The organism is Vibrio sp. 1F279 (genome assembly GCF_041439815.1).
In the GTDB taxonomy this organism is placed as follows: Bacteria; Pseudomonadota; Gammaproteobacteria; order Enterobacterales; family Vibrionaceae; genus Vibrio; species Vibrio tasmaniensis_A.
On the sequence record NZ_JBGOOU010000003.1, the window covers coordinates 222,105 to 240,559 of the forward strand.

The following is an 18,455-nucleotide window of genomic DNA, read 5'->3' on the forward strand; positions in this document are numbered from 1 at the left end:
CTCTTTCACTTAGATATAAGTGTTATTCACTATATAAAGATGAGGAACGCAGTATGAAAGCATTGTTGATAGCATCTCTATGTACGGTAGCGTTATTCGGATGCTCTAAATCAGCAGCTCCTGAGACTGAGAGCGCAGTATCGGACGATCAATTCGTGACTTATCAATGTGAGTCTGACGCTTCATTTAAGGTCGCTTACCTTAGTGATGAAAAAGCGGTATTACGTTTGCCAGAGAATGAATATCGCCTCACTCAAATAGCGGCAGGTTCAGGAACGAAGTACATCCTAGATGATGGAACCTCTGAACTGATCAATAGCGTAACTTTACGTACTAAAGGTGACAATGCACGCCTAGAACTTGGCCGTGTTATCTATAAAAACTGCCGAAAGTAGGTCATAGTTATCTACTAGGATTTACAAACAGTTAAGTGAGGGAGTTCGCCCTCACTTTTTCTTTCTCTTCCCTTTAACGTCAGACTTTTTATGAGCAAAAAACTCACTATTCTCGATATTGCTAAGCTGTCCGGTGTTGGTAAGTCTACCGTATCTCGCGTTCTGACCAATGATCCCAAAGTAAAACCTGAAACCCGTGAAAGGGTGGAAAGAGTAATTCAAGAATCTGGGTACACGCCTTCGAAGTCTGCGCAGTCGATGCGTGGTGGCAGTCAAAAAGTCATCGGTGTCATCATCTCTCGTCTGGACTCTCCTTCTGAAAACAAAGCGGTAAGTACGATGCTGGCCGAGTTGTATCGAGCTGATTATGATGTCGTGATCATGGAAAGCCAGCTAGATAGAGAAAAAGCCAATGAGCACCTTCAGGTTCTCAAGCGTCGCAATGTAGATGGCATCATTGTGTTTGGCTTTACTGACTGTGATATTCCTGCAATCGAAGCTTGGGAACACAAAGCGGTGGTGATTGCTCTGGATACCGAGAACGTGACGTCGATTAACTATGATAACCAACAGGTGATCAATAGTGCGTTAACGCATCTAGCAGAGCAGGAAATCTCTGAGGTTGGTTTCATTGGCGTTGATCCTAGCGACAAATCAACCGGTGAACTGCGTCTTAAGGCCTATCTAGATTGGTGTGAAAGCGCTGGAGTGATTGCCAACTATCGTACTGGTCAACTTCATCATGAAAGTGCTTATCAGCTGGTGGATGAGGTACTGACTCCTACAACTCAAGCGATTGTGTGTGCCAGTGATACATTGGCTCTTGGTGTAATCAAACGTCTGCAAGAACTACAACGTGAAGATGTGGTGGTGACCGGTGTTGGTGGCAATGATCTTCTCTCTTTCTTGTTCCCGCGAGTATTTAGTATTGATCCTGGGTATCAATCTGCGGGTAAGTTGGCCGCTAATTTATTGATCTCTCAGCTTTTAGGTAATGCAGAGATCTCTCATCACACTCAATCACCTATTCTATAATCCACTCAATCAAGCGAAATTGAACCGCTTAGATTAAAATTAGAGTGTGATCTCTTTCAATTAATGGGACTGTTCCCATTTTAATTTATCATTCATGTGGGCATTATAATAATCGTGATTGGGAATGTTCCCATAAGTCTAAATCCGAGTGGTTATCGCTGCATGGTTTAGATGAGTAATTGAATGAAACCAGGGTGGGGTAGTATGAGTAAGATAGCGAAGCAAGACGTTGCGCGTCTTATCGAGTTAGTCGGTGGCAAAGAGAATATTGCGAGTGTCAGCCATTGTCTGACTCGACTGCGTTTTGTATTGAATGATACGGAACAAGCGAACAAAGCAGAATTGGAGAAGCTTAAGCTGGTAAAAGGCTGCTTTACTAACGCAGGTCAATTTCAAGTGGTTATTGGCACCGAGGTTGATGAGGTGTACGCCCTTCTTATTGAGCAAACCGGTAAAGATGCATCATCAAAAGATGAGGCGAAACTAGCGGCTCGCCAGAACATGAACTTCCTTGAGCGTGGTATCTCCCATTTAGCCGAAATTTTCGTACCACTGCTACCTGCCATTATTACGGGTGGTTTGATTCTTGGTTTCCGTAATGTGATTGGCGACATTCGCATGTTCGACGGCAAAACCTTGGTTGAGATAAGCCAATTCTGGGCTACCGTTCATTCTTTCTTGTGGTTGATTGGCGAAGCGATCTTCTTCTTCCTACCGGTTGGTGTGTGTTGGGCAACGGTTAAGAAACTCGGCGGAACCCCTATTTTGGGTATCACGCTCGGTGTGACCTTGGTTTCCCCACAATTGATGAACGCTTACATGATAGGTAAATCGGTACCTGAGGTGTGGGACTTTGGTTTGTTCGTGATTGAGAAAGTCGGTTATCAAGCTCAGGTGATCCCTGCGATGTTAGCGGGCGTGGCTCTGGCTTTCATTGAGACCAACCTTAAGCGCATTGTACCCTCTTATCTGTACCTAGTTGTCGTGCCATTTGTCTCGATCATCTTGTCTGTGATTCTGGCTCACGCCTTTATTGGCCCATTCGGTCGTATGTTGGGTGATGGTGTGGCATTCGCTGCCAAAGTGGCAATGACAGGTGACTTCGCGGTTCTTGGTTCAGTGGTCTTTGGCTTCCTATACGCACCTTTGGTTATTACGGGTATTCACCACACAACCAACGCTGTGGACTTACAACTGATGCAAGACTTAGGTGGCACACCAATCTGGCCTTTGATTGCGCTATCAAACATTGCACAAGCTTCAGCGGTTGTCGGCATCATCATTTTGAGTAAGCGCGAAGGCGAACGAGACATCTCGGTACCTGCGGCAATCTCTGCGTACTTAGGTGTGACGGAACCAGCGATGTACGGCATCAACCTTAAATACAAATTCCCAATGCTGAGCGCAATGATCGGCAGTGCCGCAGCGGCTGCAATCTGTGGTAGTGCAGGTGTGATGGCGAATGGTATCGGTGTTGGTGGCTTGCCGGGCATCTTATCGATTCAACCTCAATATTGGTCGATTTACTTAGTCGCGATGCTGGTGGCGGTTGTACTGCCGATAACGCTGACATTGTTCTTCTATAAACGAGCACAGATGAAAGGCGAGCTAGAAACCGCTAACGCGTAATGCATTTAACAAGCGATGATTCAATTGAGTCATCGCTTTTCTCTTAGTTATAGCTTTTTCTCTCAGTTATAACGGCTATTCGACCATGATTTGCATGGTGATTTTTATTTTATATTTTCTGGTAAGTGAGTGTTAGAGATGGCGATGACTGAACATGATGAAAGCTGGTGGAAAACCGCGACCATCTATCAAATCTACCCAAAGAGCTTCTGCGACAGTGGCAGTAAGGGTACTGGCGATATCAAAGGGATCATTTCGAAACTGGATTACCTCAAACATTTGAGTGTAGATGCGATTTGGCTAACCCCAGTTTACGCGTCACCCATGATCGACAATGGTTACGATATCTCAGACTACTACGCGATTAACCCTCAATTCGGCACTATGGAAGACTTCGACTTATTATTGTCTGAAGCGCACCAACGTGGCATTCGCATCGTGATGGATATTGTGGTCAACCATACTTCAACAGAGCATGCATGGTTTCAGTCTGCATTGGGTGACAAAAACAGCCCATACCGCGATTACTACATCTGGAAAGACCCTGTGAACGGCCAAGCACCAACCAACTGGCAGTCTAAATTCGGTGGTAATGCATGGGAAATGGATAAGGCCACTGGGCAATACTTCCTGCATTTATTTGCGAAAGAACAGGCCGACCTTAACTGGGAGAACCCGGTTGTACGTGAAGAAGTAAAAGATGTCATCAGCTTCTGGGCTGAGAAGGGCGTCGATGGTTTTCGCTTGGACGTAATCAACCTGATTTCAAAGCAGCAAGATTTCCCAAATGATGATATCGGTGATGGTCGCCGTTTCTATACCGATGGCCCACGAGTGCACGAATACCTGAAAGAGATCAGCGAAGCGGTATTCCAAAAATACGGTAGCGTAACCGTAGGTGAGATGTCTTCAACCACGTTGGAACATTGTCAGCAATACTCAAACGTTGATAACAGCGAGCTATCAATGGTGTTTAACTTCCACCACCTTAAGGTTGATTACACTAATGGTGAAAAGTGGACCAATGCGCCGTTTGATTTCTTACAGCTCAAATCGATCTTCAATCATTGGCAAACTGGCTTAAACGGAAAAGGGTGGGGCGCACTATTCTGGTGTAACCATGACCAACCACGAGTGGTGAGCCGCTTAGGTAACGATCAACAATATCGCGTTGAATCAGCCAAGATGCTTGCCGCCTCGGTTCACATGATGCAAGGCACACCTTATATCTATCAAGGTGAAGAGATTGGCATGACCAACCCAGGTTACACCGACATTAGTCAGTATCGTGATGTAGAGAGTACCAACATGTACGACATCATGGTTAACCGTGATGGTGTGGCTCATCAAGATATGATGGCGATCTTAGCGCAGAAATCTCGTGATAACTCTCGTACACCAATGCAATGGAACAGTGAGCCTTACGCCGGATTCTCACAAGCTCAACCATGGCTAGATGTTGCGAATAACTACACTGAGATCAACGCTGAACAAGCGCTCGAAGATAAAGACTCTGTTTTCTATTTCTACAAGGCTTTGATTGAGTTACGTAAACAAGTACCGGTGATTACTCATGGTAGCTATCAAGACCTTATGCCTGAGCACCCATCCATTTTTGCGTATGTTCGTGAGAGTGAAGGGCAAACTCTACTGTGTATTAACAACTATTATGGTAAAGAGGCTGAATGCGTTTTACCTGAACGTTTTGAGATGGCGAAGGCTAAGAGCTTGTTGTCTAATTATCAAGTGAGCGAGAGTTTAGTGGCGTCTCATCACCAAGTACTACGACCTTACGAGACTCGTATTCTCTTGATTGAAGATTAACCTTGTTTCTATTTCTATAAGCCTAGTTCTATTCCCCTTAAGAATTAGGCCTCTACAAAGGCTTTGGAGTGCTTCCCAAAGCCTTTTTACATTGAGTCTGCTTCAGTTAATAAAACTATGCTTTTTCGATTGAAGTCAGTTTAGCTGTTGATTCTTGAATGGTGGATTGCTCCACTGACATCAATTCAATCTGTTCAATCAGGCCGATGCTTGGGTTGAACCAGCGCTCAGACGTTGTGCCAAACTCTGTCGAGTCCATACCGACACAGCTAATGTAATAGGTGTTTTTCTCCGTAAGGTTCGCAGTTTCTATGGATTTACTCGAAACAGTGAAGCTTTTACGTACACCTGTTTCATTGATTTCTTGCTGCCACGTTACTTTGCATGAAGCATTAGTAGGCAGTGATTTTACCCACTGGTGATCCTCAAAGTCACTCAACATAGCAGCGACTGCTTTTCCATCTAGCGTGACTTGCAGTGAAACAGTGTCTTCACTGATATCAATAATCGGGTTGTTTTCTTTTACGTCTGTCCCTCTTAAACGGAACCGTGGACTGCTGTACATCATTCTTGTGATGTATTGGCTGCCAATGAAGTAAGTTTTGGTGATTTCGTGTAGTCCACGGTCGGGACCTGAAAAGTAGATGGTCCCGCTTTCTTGCGTGCCTTCATCATTGGTGATGACTTCCTCTGAAGCATAGAATTCTGTAATACCGTAATTGATCAAATCATTGATGACTTGGATAAGACCTTCATTACCGGTTTCTGCCTCTAATACAGCGATGACCTGCTCACCACTTAGCGGCATGAAGTTTATTTTTATGTCGCCTTCAGCCTGTGCATCAGTGGTAAATGCGTAGTTCAATGCAGTAGTCGCTTGAGGTGCAAACTGAGAGTTGTTGATCGGGTAGTCGAACTGAGTTGCTCCAGTTGAGCCTGATGAAGAAGAGCCACCTCCGCCGCCACAGCCATAAAGAGCAAAGAGAGAAGTCGCTAGCAGTGTCATTGTTTTTTTCATGTTGAACATTCCTAAATTTGGAAGCCCTTGGTGGGCCCGATGTTTTTAGGAATGCTATTGTTTGAGGAGTGAATAGGGCAAAAAACGAAGTCACATAAGATCTTAATTTATATTTAAGTTATTTATCTGAAAGGTTTTTTTGTTTTCCTTTGAGAATTGTTGCCCGACTGCGGTGCAGTAGTTAAGCATTAAGTTTTCCCACTGCTTTATGATCAGAGGCTCTTTAACGCTTAGCTTTAAGCTCTTCCAAGGTTGTAGGCAGGTCGATTTTGATTCAGGTTTGGATAGTCGAGCGAATAGATCTTCGGATGGAACCACTCTTAATAACGCAACCAGAGACTCCATGTAGTTCAGGCGGAACTTCTCCATGTTGTCTTGCTTATAAGCAATGTGAGAAACCATCATATAAACCAACGCATTTTCGATCGTAGAGTTTCCTGAGGTATTGGTCAGGAATTCTTTTGCGGTTTGCAAGTCTCTCAATTTGAAATGGATGATACCAAGCCACAGTTTGAGTTCGTCCGGTAGCAACTTAAAGCGAGTTTGGACAAGATGAGTGAACGCAATGAGCTTCTTCTGATCCGTTTCAAATAGAGCAAGTTGTCGCGCGATCAGAGTAGACGTCATGGTGTTGAGCTTGATGCCATCAAACGTGATGGTTTTTCCACTCAGCAATTCGCTGACTTCGGTATTGTCGACTGACCACTCTGGCGGCAATGGTGCGGGCAGAGCAAAGTAGTTAGCTAATTCTCGGTTGATCTCCATAACGCTGCTGCTGATATTATTAATATCAATAGAGTAAATTCCACCAAATGCCAGCTTCCCTGAGTTTGGGTAAATCAGGCTTATCTTTGCGATAAGGCGTTTGTCCACTTCTTGATCTTTGAGCTGAATGTTAAGCAGGTAATCACTGGTACGCATGTTCTTTGCGCCCGGAAAGAAGGGAGAGCTATCAATAGGGTCAAGGAAGTAGCTTGGCGCATCTTGGTTAGCAAGATCGGTGTAGGCGTATTCAATCTGCTGTTGAAGTAATAATGCTTTTACGACTTTTCGGTATTTTCTGGAATTATCACCAATGGCATCCAATCGATTCAGGAGGAGTTCGACCTTAGGAATCAATCGTTGGTCGCGTTCAACTTCGGAGGCTCGAGTCGAAGATTGCCAAAGCATATAACCCATTACCGCAGTGCTGATCAGCAAAGCCAAAGACACTACAACAAGCCAGGGGTTAACTGGATTGGAGGCAAATCCTTTTTGTCTGGTTGGAGGTTCTATTGTGGCATCATCCGCTGCGGTTTCAGGGGGAACCGTGGAAAAGCTAACCGAGCTAGGGTTAAGGAAGTAGCCCTTGCGCGGGTAAGTCACCAGTATTTTGGTCGCATCGCTATTAGGCAAATGTTTTTGAAGTATTGAACGTAAGGTACTGATTCGGTTTGTCAGAACATTTTTGGAAATGAAGCTACTTTGCCATATAGATTCAATAATGTACTCGGCAGAGAGCGGCTGACCAACGCTGGTAAGAAATAACTCTAAGAGCTCGATAGAACGAGGTTCTAAATCAATGACCTGCTCGTCGCAGCTAAAGACTCGTGTGTTGGGGTTGAATTCCAAACCTTCAATATAAATAGAGGCTTGTTGGTCTTTGGCGCTAGAGAGGTAATCTTGCATAGAAAAGGCGACGGTTTATAAAACCTAAATTCTAGCTGTTTTTGTTATTAAAAACAGCTAGTAATTCATAGGGGAATTGGTATTAAGACGCGTAATTCACCGAGTAGCGAGTTGGTTTGTGGTTCATTGCCAATACGATGTTCAATACTGCGGTGCCTAATACAGATACGGCAATCACCCAAGGTGATACAAAGAAGAAGGATGCAAACAGAATACAGGCATCAATGGCCATTTGGGTTTTGCCTACTGAGATACCGTAGCGATCTTGAATGAACAGACACAATACGTTGAAGCCACCCAAGCTCGAGCGATGACGGAACAAGATCAACATGCCTAAGCCCATTAATAAGCCGCCAGCGACTGCACAGTAAATTTCATTATGAACGTCTAACGAAATCACCAAGTATAAATGGTCGGCAAATACAGACACTAAAAATCCAGAGATGGCACTGCTTATTGCGAAGTGACGACCAAATCGTTTCCAAGCTAATAAATAGAATGGACAGTTGGCAACAAAGTACAAAATACCAAAGGTTACAGGTAAGAATTGACTCAAAAGCAGAGCCAAGCCAGTAGTACCACCGGTAAGCAGATTTGCTGACTGTAAAAAGAAGACGCCTAACGCCACTAAAAACGTGCCAGTAAGAATGGCTACCCAATCTTCTTTACGTGAGTGTTTTTCCATAGTTTTTATAATTACCTAACCAATAAAGGCGTGCATAGTAGAGAAAAACCTTAGCTTTCGGTAGCTTGAGGTGCAAAATTAAGGTAAACCTATGTAATCTGCGTTTTACAGGGTGTAAAGCGTAAAATTGACAGTAAGCGTCATCTTTGGTTGGATAAGCTCAATAACCATGATGAATCTTATTTGTGATTATGAAAAAACTGCATGATAAAATTGCAATTAGCTCTTTATGACCTAGATCAAATTATGTAGAATGCGTCACATCAAAACGGTGGCGGAAACGTTTGCTTTCGGTCGTTGTGTGGTTTTTTTGAAACTTTCAGTACAATCTGAGTCAGGAGATACAGATGCTTAAGCGTGACATGAACATTGCTGATTACGATGCGGATCTATTCGCAGCTATCCAAGAAGAAACTCTTCGTCAGGAAGAGCACATCGAACTTATCGCTTCAGAAAACTACACAAGCCCACGTGTAATGGAAGCTCAAGGTTCTCAACTTACAAACAAATACGCTGAAGGCTACCCAGGTAAGCGTTACTACGGTGGTTGTGAGTACGTAGATAAAGTTGAAACTCTAGCAATCGAACGTGCATGTGAACTGTTTGGCGCTCAATACGCAAACGTACAACCTCACTCAGGTTCTCAAGCAAACAACGCTGTATACATGGCACTACTGAATGCTGGCGATACTGTTCTAGGTATGAGCCTTGCGCACGGTGGTCACCTAACTCACGGTTCTCCAGTAAACTTCTCTGGTAAGCTTTACAACATCATCCCTTACGGTATCGATGAAGCAGGCCAAATCGATTACGAAGAGATGGAAGCGCTCGCTATCGAGCACAAGCCTAAGATGATCATCGGTGGTTTCTCAGCTTACTCTCAAGTTTGTGATTGGAAGCGCATGCGTGAAATCGCTGACAAAGTCGGTGCTTACTTCTTCGTAGATATGGCTCACGTTGCTGGTCTAATCGCTGCAGGTGTTTACCCGAACCCAGTTCCACACGCTCACGTTGTAACAACGACAACGCACAAAACGCTTGCTGGTCCTCGTGGTGGTCTTATCCTTTCTAACGAAGGCGAAGATCTTTACAAGAAACTAAACTCAGCAGTATTCCCAGGCGGCCAAGGTGGCCCTCTAATGCACGTTATCGCTGGTAAAGCAGTAGCGTTCAAAGAAGCTCTAGAGCCAGAGTTCAAAGAATACCAAGCTCGCGTAGTTGCTAACGCAAAAGCAATGGTTGCTGAATTCCTAGCTCGCGGTTACAACATCGTTTCAGGTTCTACAGAGAACCACCTGTTCCTAGTTGATCTAATCGACAAAGACATCACAGGTAAAGAAGCAGATGCAGCACTAGGTTCAGCTAACATCACAGTTAACAAGAACTCAGTACCAAACGATCCACGTAGCCCGTTCGTTACTTCTGGTATCCGTATCGGTTCTCCTTCTATCACTCGTCGCGGTTTCTCAGAAGCAGATGCGAAAGAGCTAGCAGGTTGGATGTGTGACATCCTAGATAACATGGGTGATGAGTCTGTTATCGAAGCAACTAAAGCGAAAGTACTAAATATCTGTAAGCGTCTACCTGTTTACGCATAATTTTTCTGCGTAGTAATTTGAACTTCGTTGTCGAGCATGCTCACTTACATCCGTAAGCTCCGCGTGCTCTCCTTGAATTTCAAACGACTACTTTGAAAAGTACTTTTAAAGGGGCTCATTGAGTCCCTTTTTGTTTTAGGGAAAGGTGCTGAAAACTCCGCGCCTTTTCCTTGAACTAAAGCTATTTGATTGAAAAATACGATTTGAAAGGCTCCTGTTGGGAGCCTTTTTTGTATTCGTAAGTAATAAAGTCGTTGTCGAGCATGCTCACTTACATCCGTAAGTTCCGCGTGCTCTCCTAGAATTTCAAACGACTACTTTGAAATTGATTTAAAGGTCCCTTTTGGGGCCTTTTTTGTATCTGTAGGTATGAGAGTTAGGTTATCTGAGAATACAGAAAGGCAGGTACTAAAAAGGGTTGATGCTTTCACATCAACCCTTTATTGCTTTCTTGTTTTATCGCTTTCTTGTTGTGTCGCTTCTACTTTTTAATGCTAAGTAGGGTGCCTGACTTACACTTGAAAGAGTAGTAGTGACGGCTTTCGTTGAATTTACCTAAGCCTTCGCCATCACAATAGTCGATGTTGATATCGCGCATAATTTCTAGCGTATCTTCACTGTTTAAGGCAAATTTAGAGCCGTCAGAGCAGACGATACGTACTCTTTCATCATGGCTTACAGAGTAGATATCGACTTCAGTATTACATAGCTCAAAAGAGGCTTCACGGAAGTTGTCTTGTTGAGTATTTGAAGCACAACCTGCGGTAAATACGGCTGCGATAACGGCTAAAAGTCCGAGTCTTTTCATTGTTAGTCCTTCGATATCATCGAATTTGGTGATGAGTTTTATATGCTGTTTGGAGTAGCCTATACAACAACACGCTTTGATTCAAGGCGCGTTCGCTGACTCTAGGATATAAAGGTATAGGCGCAAACAGATAATTTCTAATAAGTTTATTAGTTTTTAGCCCATTATGTACCCGCCCCAAAATAAAAAAACCAACACGGAGGTTGGTCTTTAAAATTTAAGTTTGTTCTAAATGACTACCGAAACTGTTTGGCTTCCGGAAGATATTCAAAACCAGCAGACGCAAGTTTTGCGGTCAATGCAGCTTTGTCGATTTCATAGAAGTTGACTACTCGATCCAAGTCACCGCCGAAGTCGTCACGCAGCTTCATGTTGACGATGCTCATCAACATCACAGGATCCATCTTTTCAAAGTTAGCGAGGTTCATATTAGTCCTCGAAATCTGAGATCAGTAGATTCGCTGCGGCAAATGCAGCACGATCTCTTGCTTCTTTAGGAAGAGATTCATCTGCAGCAAGGTCGTTCAATGTTTTTACCGCGCAGGTGATCGCTTTAGGGGTATAGCCTTGGTCGCCACTGCCAATTTGAGAATACAGTTCACGCACCAAATCACAACAATCGTATACTTTCATTTTTATACCTAACCAAATGATAACTGATCTCAATATACACATAGAGATAAGCAAAAACAAAGTGGATCTGACTAAGTTCAGAGTTAGTTTGTTCTTGCTCAATATCTCATTCTGTTGATGCTCAATGTATCACTTTGCTAACTTGTTACTTAGCGTGATATTTACTGATTCGCCTGATAATTACCGCTTAACTAGAGATCTGCTGTTCAAGCTGATAAGTGACCTCATCAGCTAAGTTGAGCTGCTTTGCTAACTCTTTGAGGTAAGCCTTCTCCATAAAATTCTGCTCGTCAGCCACAATCAAAGAGGCTAAGTAGATCTCACTCGCTTGTTGAGGTGACGTTGCTAGTTGAGCTATTTCACTTGGATCGAGTGGCTTGTGCAGTTCTTCAGACACCAATTTGGTCAGCTGATAATCGGCACCCATGTTCTCGACGGCTTGTTCGATCTTAGCCATCTCTTCTTCATCAACATGTCCGTCGGCTTTGGACGCAGCAATCATAGATCTTAGAATCAGCACACTATGGTTTGAGTCGTTCTCATCAAATTGAGCTTGTTCGGAATTCGGTGCTTGGCCTTGTTTAGACTGATAGTCGTTGTAGACCTTATAAGCCAGGGCACCCAGTGCCGCTGCGCCACCAATACCAGCGGCTTTCTTACCCATTTTCTTGGTTTTGTTAGAGCCCATTAACGCACCTAAGAGTCCGCCGCCCACTGCGCCGGCGCCGAAGGCTCCGAGCGTGCTTTTGTTGATATTCTTACCACTGCCGCCTTGAGTTAGGCCACTTAAACTTGAAGAGCCTTGGGAAAGCTTCTGAGTACCTTGTTTAACTAGATCTGACTTAAGTGCTTGGTTAAGTAAGCTTTTGATATCCATCGATACCTCCAATGTAATCGTGTCTAAAGAGTTGATGAACCCAATATACGGATTTAAAGATGAACAGGGGATTAACTTACGTTATTTACTCTGGTGATAAATAGAAGGGAGTTTGAAGAGAAACGACAGGCACAAAAAAGGCCACCTAATGGTAGCCTTTCAATGTTTATCTAGCGAGTAATCGGATTACTAAGCTAGTTGAGCTGTAAGGTGCTCGATAACCGTGTCCATAGCGATTGCTTCTTTATCACCAGTACGACGGTTTTTGTATTCGAAGTTACCTTCGTCCATGCTGCGATCACCGATAACGATAGTGTGAGGGATACCCACTAGCTCGATATCTTTAAACATAACACCTGGGCGCTCTTTACGGTCATCAAATAGTACTTCGATACCCATAGCTGTTAATTCAGCGTATAGCTTCTCAGCTGCTTCTTTAACGCGCTCAGATTTGTGCATGTTCATTGGTACGATAGCAACTTGGAATGGTGCTAGTGCGTCTGGCCAAGTGATACCGAACTTATCGTGGTTTTGTTCGATAGCTGATGCAACAACACGTGAAACACCGATACCGTAACAACCCATTTCTAGGATTACGCTCTTACCATCAGGACCAAGCACGTTACAGTTCATTGCTTTAGAGTAAGTATTACCTAGCTGGAAGATGTGACCAACTTCGATACCGCGTTTAAGTTGGATAGTACCTTGACCACATGGGCTAAGGTCGCCTTCAACTACGTTACGTAGGTCTTCAACTTGAGCAAGCTCTACGTCACGACCCCAGTTGATGCCAAAGTAGTGTTTACCGTCTACGTTTGCGCCAGCGCCGAAGTCACTCATTACAGCAACAGAGCGGTCAACGATGAATGGCAGTTCTAAGCCAACAGGGCCAAGTGAACCAGGACCTGCACCAACAAGTGCACGGATTTCTTCTTCAGAAGCCATCTCTAGCGGAGCAGCAACCTGTGGAAGGTTCTCTGCTTTCACTTCGTTAAGCTCGTGGTCGCCACGGATGATTAGCGCGATGATATCAGCGCCTACTTCATCAGAAGCTTTAACGAATAGAGTTTTAACTGTCTTCTCGATTGCTAGACCGTGTTGCTCTACAAGTTCTGCGATTGTTTTTGCGTTTGGCGTATCAACCAGTTCCATCTCTTGAGTTGGCGCTGCCGCTTCAGTCGTTGGAGCAAGTGCTTCTGCTTTCTCGATGTTCGCTGCGTAATCAGATTCTGAAGAGAATGCGATTAGGTCTTCGCCGCTTTCAGCAAGAACGTGGAATTCTTGAGAGCCGCTGCCACCGATTGCGCCAGAGTCTGCCAATACTGGACGGTACTCAAGACCCATGCGGTCGAATGCTTTACAGTAAGCATCGTGCATCGCTTGGTAAGACTTTTCTAAGCCTTCTTTATCGATATCAAAGCTGTACGCATCCATCATCGAGAATTCGCGAGCACGCATTACGCCAAAACGAGGGCGGCGCTCATCACGGAATTTAGTCTGGATTTGGTACAGGTTTAGAGGTAGCTGTTTGTAAGAGCTGATCTCGTTACGTACTAGGCTCGTTACCACTTCTTCTGCTGTTGGGCTAAGAACAAATGGACGAGAATGACGGTCTGTGAAACGAAGTAGCTCAGGACCCATCTTTTCAGAACGGCCAGTCTCTTCCCAAAGCTCAAACGGTTGAACTACGGGCATCAAGATTTCAACGGCACCTGCATTATCGATCTCTTGGCGAACGATATTTTCGACTTTACGCAGTACACGTAGACCAGTAGGTAGCCAAGTATATAAACCTGAAGCTAGCTTACGGATCATACCTGCACGTAGCATCAGCTGGTGGCTGATAACTTCTGCGTCGTTTGGAGTCTCTTTCAGAGTAGAAAGAAGGTAGTTACTGGTACGCATTCTATGGTATCCGTTTCATCATTGATAAAAGAAAACTTGCTGTCGTTCGTAACCACAGCAAATCTGATATAGCCGCATATAATATCAGCCTATTTGGGATCTCAAAAGCGTTCAATGTCAGTTACATTGATGAAAAGCGTTTCAACCATGAATTTCACGTTAAGATCGAACAAATTTACCGCATATTCCTTGTTGTCAGGCTTACCTTTCTTATAGGCAGGGCGAGGATCTTGGCCTAATACTTCTTTGATCACCTGAATGATATGGCGTGCTTGTGGGTGGTTTGCGAGCTTACTTTGGGCTTGTTGCGAGAAGTTAACGTCGAGCACTGCTGGTTCATCGGCGGCAAACCCTCCTCGTGCATCGGGAATTGAATCCGAGTAGGGGATATAAGGTTTGATGTCGATGATAGGCGTGCCGTCAACGAGATCAACACTGCCTAAGTCCAACCAAGTTTGTCCCTTTTCTTGAGATACCCCTTTGAGTTCAACTGCAGACATGCCTATTCCATTCGGTCTGAATGTGGCACGAGACGCGAATACACCAATACGTTCGTTCCCGCCAAGGCGAGGTGGCCTCACGGTTGGTTTCCATCCTGCTTCAAGGTTCTTATCGAACAAAAACAACAACCACACATGACTAAATTGTTCAATATCACGAACAGACTCAAGGCAGTTCGCTGCTTCAACTAGCCTGACTCTTGAGGTAGAAGTGGGTACTAACCTAGGCTGTCTTGGCACAGCGAACTTCTCTTTATAAGGAGACTCAATAAAGCCAACAGGTTCAATGGTGTACATAGCAAGGTGTTCTCTGGTTTCAGTTAAGACGGAAAAATATCATAAAATCACTTGTTTTTCTTTTGATAATAATTATCATTTGATATGTTATAACATATCAAGTTAGTTATTTAAGGGAAATACAATGAAACCGAATATCCACCCTGATTACCGCCCCGTGGTTTTTCATGACACCAGTGTCGATGAGTACTTCTTAATCGGATCAACATTGAAAACAGATCGCACTATCGAATGGGAAGACGGAAATACTTATCCTTACTTCACGATTGAGGTGTCGTCAAAGTCGCATCCTTTCTATACGGGTAAACAGCGAGTGCTACATAAAGAGGGACGCGTTGCGAACTTCACTCGTCGTTTTGGTCAATTAGGTAAGGGAGCGAAATAGAATGAAAGTTGTGAAATCACTGAAAAGTGCGAAAAGCCGTCACCCAGATTGCCAAATAGTAAAGCGTAGAGGTCGTCTCTATGTCATCTGTAAATCCAACCCGAGATTCAAAGCGGTTCAAAAATAGTCAGTCAATTTGATGTGACATGAGTGTAAAAACGAGGGGAAAGTCAAACTTCATTCATTTGTCTGTTTTTCTTTTCCTTCGAGAGGAACTTTGCAGGAGAGTATGTGCTCACTTAGCGTACGTTGTTTCTTATTTGTCACTTTATCAATAGCTTACAAGCGCAAGCATAAACCGAATGAATGAATCAATACCAATTATAAACCTAACTTTTATACTTTAATCGGAGTTATTTGCTGATTTTTTGTTTTTATTAAGTTAAAAAGAATGGTTTTTTACACACTTTGTAACATTTACGATTTCTAATTGACCCTTTTGTCGAGTAATCTGCGCGGGCAATTTAAACATCTTTGTCACAATTGCACAGGAATCACTACAAGGAGGGAACTGATGAGTTCATCAGCTTCAATAAAAAACAATTCGCCTAAAAAACCTATTTTTACTCGCTTTTTAGATGGCGTTGAATATTTGGGGAACCTATTACCCCACCCAATCACTCTTTTCGCAATCTTCTGCTTAGCAATCCTCGTTACTTCAGGTATTGCTGGTTACTTCGAAGTGTCTGTTATGGACCCTCGACCAGAAGGTGCTAAAGGTCGTGCTGCTGACGGCATGATCCACGTTGTAAGTCTGCTTAACGCAGAAGGTCTACAACTTATTGTGACTAACTTAGTTAAGAACTTTGTTGGTTTTGCTCCACTAGGTACTGTACTTGTTGCTATGCTTGGTGTAGCGATTGCTGAACACTCAGGTCTACTATCTGCTGCAATGCGTGGCATAGTAATGGGTGCTTCTAAGCGCATGGTTACAGTAACGGTTGTGTTTGCAGGTATTATCTCTAACACAGCATCAGAGCTTGGCTATGTGGTACTTATTCCACTAGCAGCAATGCTTTTCCATTCTTTAGGTCGTCACCCTCTTGCTGGTCTTGCTGCGGCATTCGCTGGTGTGTCAGGTGGTTACTCTGCAAACCTACTTATCGGTACGGTTGACCCACTGCTTTCTGGTATTACAGAAACAGCGGCACAGATGATTGACCCGTCTTACACGGTTGGTCCTGAGTCAAACTGGTACTTCATGTTTGTTTCTACTTTCTTCATCGCGATTACAGGTGCATTTGTAACTGAGAAGATTGTTGAACTTAAGTTGGGTAAATACAACGACGAAGAAGCTTCTGAAGATTTATCAAATGATTCGATGGGCAGACTGACGGATGTTGAGAAGAAAGGTCTAAAACTAGCAGGTATTGCTGTATTGGCTGTTTCTGCACTTCTAGCGTGGACTATCGTTCCAGCTGACGGTGTTCTACGTTCAGCGTCTGGTACGGTTTCGGGTTCTCCATTCCTGAAGAGTATTGTTGCGTTTATCTTTGTATTCTTCGCTATTCCTGGTTTTGTTTACGGTAAAGTTACCGGTTCAATGAAGAACGATCGTGACGTGATCAATGCGATGGCAACGTCTATGTCTTCAATGGGCATGTACATTGTTCTTGTATTCTTTGCTGCACAGTTTGTTGCTTTCTTTAAGTGGACTAACTTTGGTCAAGTAATCGCTGTTGGTGGCGCTAGCTTCTTACAAGATATCGGTCTTACTGGCCCAATGTTGTTCTTTGCATTTATCCTAATGTGTGGCTTCATTAACCTAATGATCGGTTCGGCTTCTGCTCAGTGGGCAGTAACAGCACCTATCTTTGTACCTATGCTAATGCTTGTTGGTTACGCACCAGAAACGATTCAAGCAGCTTACCGTATCGGTGATTCAACGACGAACATCATTACACCAATGATGAGCTACTTCGGTCTTATTCTTGCTGTAGCGACGCGTTACATGAAGAACCTTGGTATCGGTACTCTGATTGCTACAATGCTTCCATACTCAATCTGCTTTATGTTCGGTTGGAGTATCTTGTTCTACCTATGGGGGTTCGTATTTGGTCTTCCAGTAGGCCCAGGTGCAGCAACGTTCTACACGCCGTAGTAACGTTAGTACAAGTCATATTGTTAGATTTTAAAGCCTGCCTCGTGCAGGTTTTTTTTGATCGAAAGTATGGTGTACCAATCACGGAAAGTGATCTGAAAGAGTGTAGAAAATTGGGATGATTTAAAAAGAAGAGATGGTGACAAGATGGATCATCAATACTCCGTTAAAGTAGCACTTAGTATCAAGTGTTAAGTAACAAGAACGGAGTATGTCGACAAACATATCTACAGGTTCACGGTTATGGCTATGAACGAATATCAATGTTTCTTAATGATTAGCGCTTTGCTAGCAGGCGATCAAGGTGATTCGCGAACTCACGACGATCGGTCTGTGAGAGGGCGCTTGGTCCACCCGTTTGGATGCCGCTTGAACGCATGGTATCCATAAAGTCACGAATGTTCAGGCGCGCTTTGATGGTTTCTTTGGTGTAGAGCTCGCCACGAGAGCTAAGTGCTTGACCACCTTTGGTGATCACTTCATCGGCGAGAGGGATATCGGATGTAATCACGAGATCACCGGGTTCAGTGCGTTTTACGATTTCATCATCTGCAATATCAAATCCGCTTGGGACTTGAATTGAGTGGATGTTATTGCGTTTAGGGACAGGAACCAGATGGTTTGCCACGAAGGTACATTCAACCCCAGTGCGCTCAGCTGCGCGTACGATTGTTTCTCGGATAACCTTAGGACAAGCGTCCGCATCAACCCATATTTTCATAGTGTTCTATTTCTCTGTTAGCTTATTGCTCAGTTAACTTATTGTTCCGTTAACTTGGCTTCTAGCGTGGCAACGCGGGTGGTAAGTTCAAGGATTTGCTTTTCCAGTTGGCTAACACGATCGAGTGCTGGCTCTTCTTGTGTCGCGACTTCAACTTTAGGAACGCGATTCGCGCTTTTCCAGCTCTTGATGGTTGTGATTAAAGCGGGCATCGGAACCGATGTACTCATACGAGCTTTAACTAAAGCAACTGTAGGCTCTTTCCCTTGTGCTTGCAGTCCTTCAAGCACTGATTTCAACTCTTCAGACACATCTTTTGTCAGCATGTTGACCTCCATTTTTAGTCTCCAGCCATTTTACTCGCTCTGGTGAGTGA

19 protein-coding genes are annotated in these 18,455 nt (G+C 43.9%); 8 read left to right on the forward strand and 11 right to left on the reverse strand.

Annotation, left to right across the window (positions count from 1 at the left end; all coding sequences use genetic code 11):
* Positions 1 to 53 precede the first annotated feature (53 nt).
* From ACED60_RS04080 to treC, 4 genes are all read left to right on the forward strand, one after another.
* Positions 54 to 395: an MliC family protein gene (locus tag ACED60_RS04080; protein ID WP_102249098.1), complete on the forward strand. Its 342-nt coding sequence runs from the start codon at positions 54 to 56 to the stop codon at positions 393 to 395.
* Between the two features lie 90 nt (positions 396 to 485).
* Positions 486 to 1,430, forward strand: a complete 945-nt coding sequence (gene treR / locus ACED60_RS04085) for a trehalose operon repressor TreR (RefSeq protein ID WP_009847445.1) — start codon at positions 486 to 488, stop codon at positions 1,428 to 1,430.
* A gap of 204 nt (positions 1,431 to 1,634) precedes the next feature.
* A complete protein-coding gene (treB, locus tag ACED60_RS04090; protein WP_135383018.1) occupies positions 1,635 to 3,059 on the forward strand; it encodes a PTS trehalose transporter subunit IIBC in 1,425 nt (474 codons plus the stop codon).
* A 138-nt stretch (positions 3,060 to 3,197) separates the two neighbouring features.
* Positions 3,198 to 4,883 carry an alpha,alpha-phosphotrehalase gene (gene treC / locus ACED60_RS04095; protein ID WP_371726986.1) on the forward strand — a complete coding sequence of 562 codons (1,686 nt, stop codon included), beginning with the start codon at positions 3,198 to 3,200 and terminating at the stop codon, positions 4,881 to 4,883.
* Between the two features lie 115 nt (positions 4,884 to 4,998).
* Here treC and ACED60_RS04100 read toward each other — a convergent pair whose 3' ends face one another.
* The 3 genes from ACED60_RS04100 to ACED60_RS04110 form a co-directional block, all read right to left on the reverse strand.
* The gene (locus ACED60_RS04100) at positions 4,999 to 5,901 is read right to left on the reverse strand and encodes a hypothetical protein (protein ID WP_371726987.1); all 903 of its coding nucleotides are present in this window, start codon (positions 5,899 to 5,901) and stop codon (positions 4,999 to 5,001) included.
* 102 nt (positions 5,902 to 6,003) lie between these two features.
* Complete coding sequence (locus ACED60_RS04105) at positions 6,004 to 7,569, reverse strand: transcriptional regulator (RefSeq protein ID WP_371726988.1); 1,566 nt, start codon at positions 7,567 to 7,569, stop codon at positions 6,004 to 6,006.
* An 82-nt stretch (positions 7,570 to 7,651) separates the two neighbouring features.
* Positions 7,652 to 8,254 carry a YitT family protein gene (locus tag ACED60_RS04110; protein ID WP_009847440.1) on the reverse strand — a complete coding sequence of 201 codons (603 nt, stop codon included), beginning with the start codon at positions 8,252 to 8,254 and terminating at the stop codon, positions 7,652 to 7,654.
* Positions 8,255 to 8,601: 347 nt separating this feature from the next.
* Here ACED60_RS04110 and glyA point away from each other — a divergent pair, with 347 nt between their 5' ends.
* Complete coding sequence (gene glyA, locus ACED60_RS04115) at positions 8,602 to 9,852, forward strand: serine hydroxymethyltransferase (RefSeq protein WP_136996743.1); 1,251 nt, start codon at positions 8,602 to 8,604, stop codon at positions 9,850 to 9,852.
* Between the two features lie 481 nt (positions 9,853 to 10,333).
* On the opposite strand, the gene ACED60_RS04120 is transcribed toward glyA, so the two are convergent.
* The 6 genes from ACED60_RS04120 to tsaA all read right to left on the reverse strand — a co-directional run bounded on the left by ACED60_RS04120 (position 10,334) and on the right by tsaA (position 14,872).
* Positions 10,334 to 10,660 carry a hypothetical protein gene (locus ACED60_RS04120; protein ID WP_009847438.1) on the reverse strand — a complete coding sequence of 109 codons (327 nt, stop codon included), beginning with the start codon at positions 10,658 to 10,660 and terminating at the stop codon, positions 10,334 to 10,336.
* 236 nt (positions 10,661 to 10,896) lie between these two features.
* On the reverse strand, positions 10,897 to 11,088 hold the full coding sequence (locus tag ACED60_RS04125; protein WP_132762159.1) for a DUF4250 domain-containing protein: 192 nt from the start codon (positions 11,086 to 11,088) through the stop codon (positions 10,897 to 10,899).
* Position 11,089: 1 nt separating this feature from the next.
* Positions 11,090 to 11,293, reverse strand: a complete 204-nt coding sequence (locus ACED60_RS04130) for a YaeP family protein (protein ID WP_108168220.1) — start codon at positions 11,291 to 11,293, stop codon at positions 11,090 to 11,092.
* Between the two features lie 187 nt (positions 11,294 to 11,480).
* Positions 11,481 to 12,170 carry a tellurite resistance TerB family protein gene (locus tag ACED60_RS04135; protein ID WP_371726990.1) on the reverse strand — a complete coding sequence of 230 codons (690 nt, stop codon included), beginning with the start codon at positions 12,168 to 12,170 and terminating at the stop codon, positions 11,481 to 11,483.
* A 189-nt stretch (positions 12,171 to 12,359) separates the two neighbouring features.
* Positions 12,360 to 14,075, reverse strand: coding sequence for a proline--tRNA ligase (locus ACED60_RS04140; protein WP_371726991.1), 1,716 nt, complete (start codon positions 14,073 to 14,075; stop codon positions 12,360 to 12,362).
* Positions 14,076 to 14,176: 101 nt separating this feature from the next.
* The gene (gene tsaA, locus ACED60_RS04145) at positions 14,177 to 14,872 is read right to left on the reverse strand and encodes a tRNA (N6-threonylcarbamoyladenosine(37)-N6)-methyltransferase TrmO (RefSeq protein ID WP_132981883.1); all 696 of its coding nucleotides are present in this window, start codon (positions 14,870 to 14,872) and stop codon (positions 14,177 to 14,179) included.
* Between the two features lie 124 nt (positions 14,873 to 14,996).
* On the opposite strand from tsaA, the gene ACED60_RS04150 reads away from it, so the two are divergent.
* The 3 genes from ACED60_RS04150 to ACED60_RS04160 all read left to right on the forward strand — a co-directional run bounded on the left by ACED60_RS04150 (position 14,997) and on the right by ACED60_RS04160 (position 17,358).
* Positions 14,997 to 15,257 carry a type B 50S ribosomal protein L31 gene (locus ACED60_RS04150; protein ID WP_009847432.1) on the forward strand — a complete coding sequence of 87 codons (261 nt, stop codon included), beginning with the start codon at positions 14,997 to 14,999 and terminating at the stop codon, positions 15,255 to 15,257.
* Position 15,258: 1 nt separating this feature from the next.
* Positions 15,259 to 15,384 carry a type B 50S ribosomal protein L36 gene (gene ykgO / locus ACED60_RS04155; protein ID WP_009847431.1) on the forward strand — a complete coding sequence of 42 codons (126 nt, stop codon included), beginning with the start codon at positions 15,259 to 15,261 and terminating at the stop codon, positions 15,382 to 15,384.
* A 387-nt stretch (positions 15,385 to 15,771) separates the two neighbouring features.
* Positions 15,772 to 17,358 (forward strand): AbgT family transporter, encoded by a 1,587-nt coding sequence (locus ACED60_RS04160; protein WP_371726992.1) that lies wholly within the window; start codon positions 15,772 to 15,774, stop codon positions 17,356 to 17,358.
* Positions 17,359 to 17,635: 277 nt separating this feature from the next.
* On the opposite strand, the gene ACED60_RS04165 is transcribed toward ACED60_RS04160, so the two are convergent.
* Both ACED60_RS04165 and ACED60_RS04170 read right to left on the reverse strand, forming a co-directional pair.
* Positions 17,636 to 18,079, reverse strand: coding sequence for a YaiI/YqxD family protein (locus tag ACED60_RS04165; protein WP_009847429.1), 444 nt, complete (start codon positions 18,077 to 18,079; stop codon positions 17,636 to 17,638).
* A gap of 38 nt (positions 18,080 to 18,117) precedes the next feature.
* Complete coding sequence (locus ACED60_RS04170; RefSeq protein WP_009847428.1) at positions 18,118 to 18,405, reverse strand: hypothetical protein; 288 nt, start codon at positions 18,403 to 18,405, stop codon at positions 18,118 to 18,120.
* Positions 18,406 to 18,455 lie beyond the last annotated feature (50 nt).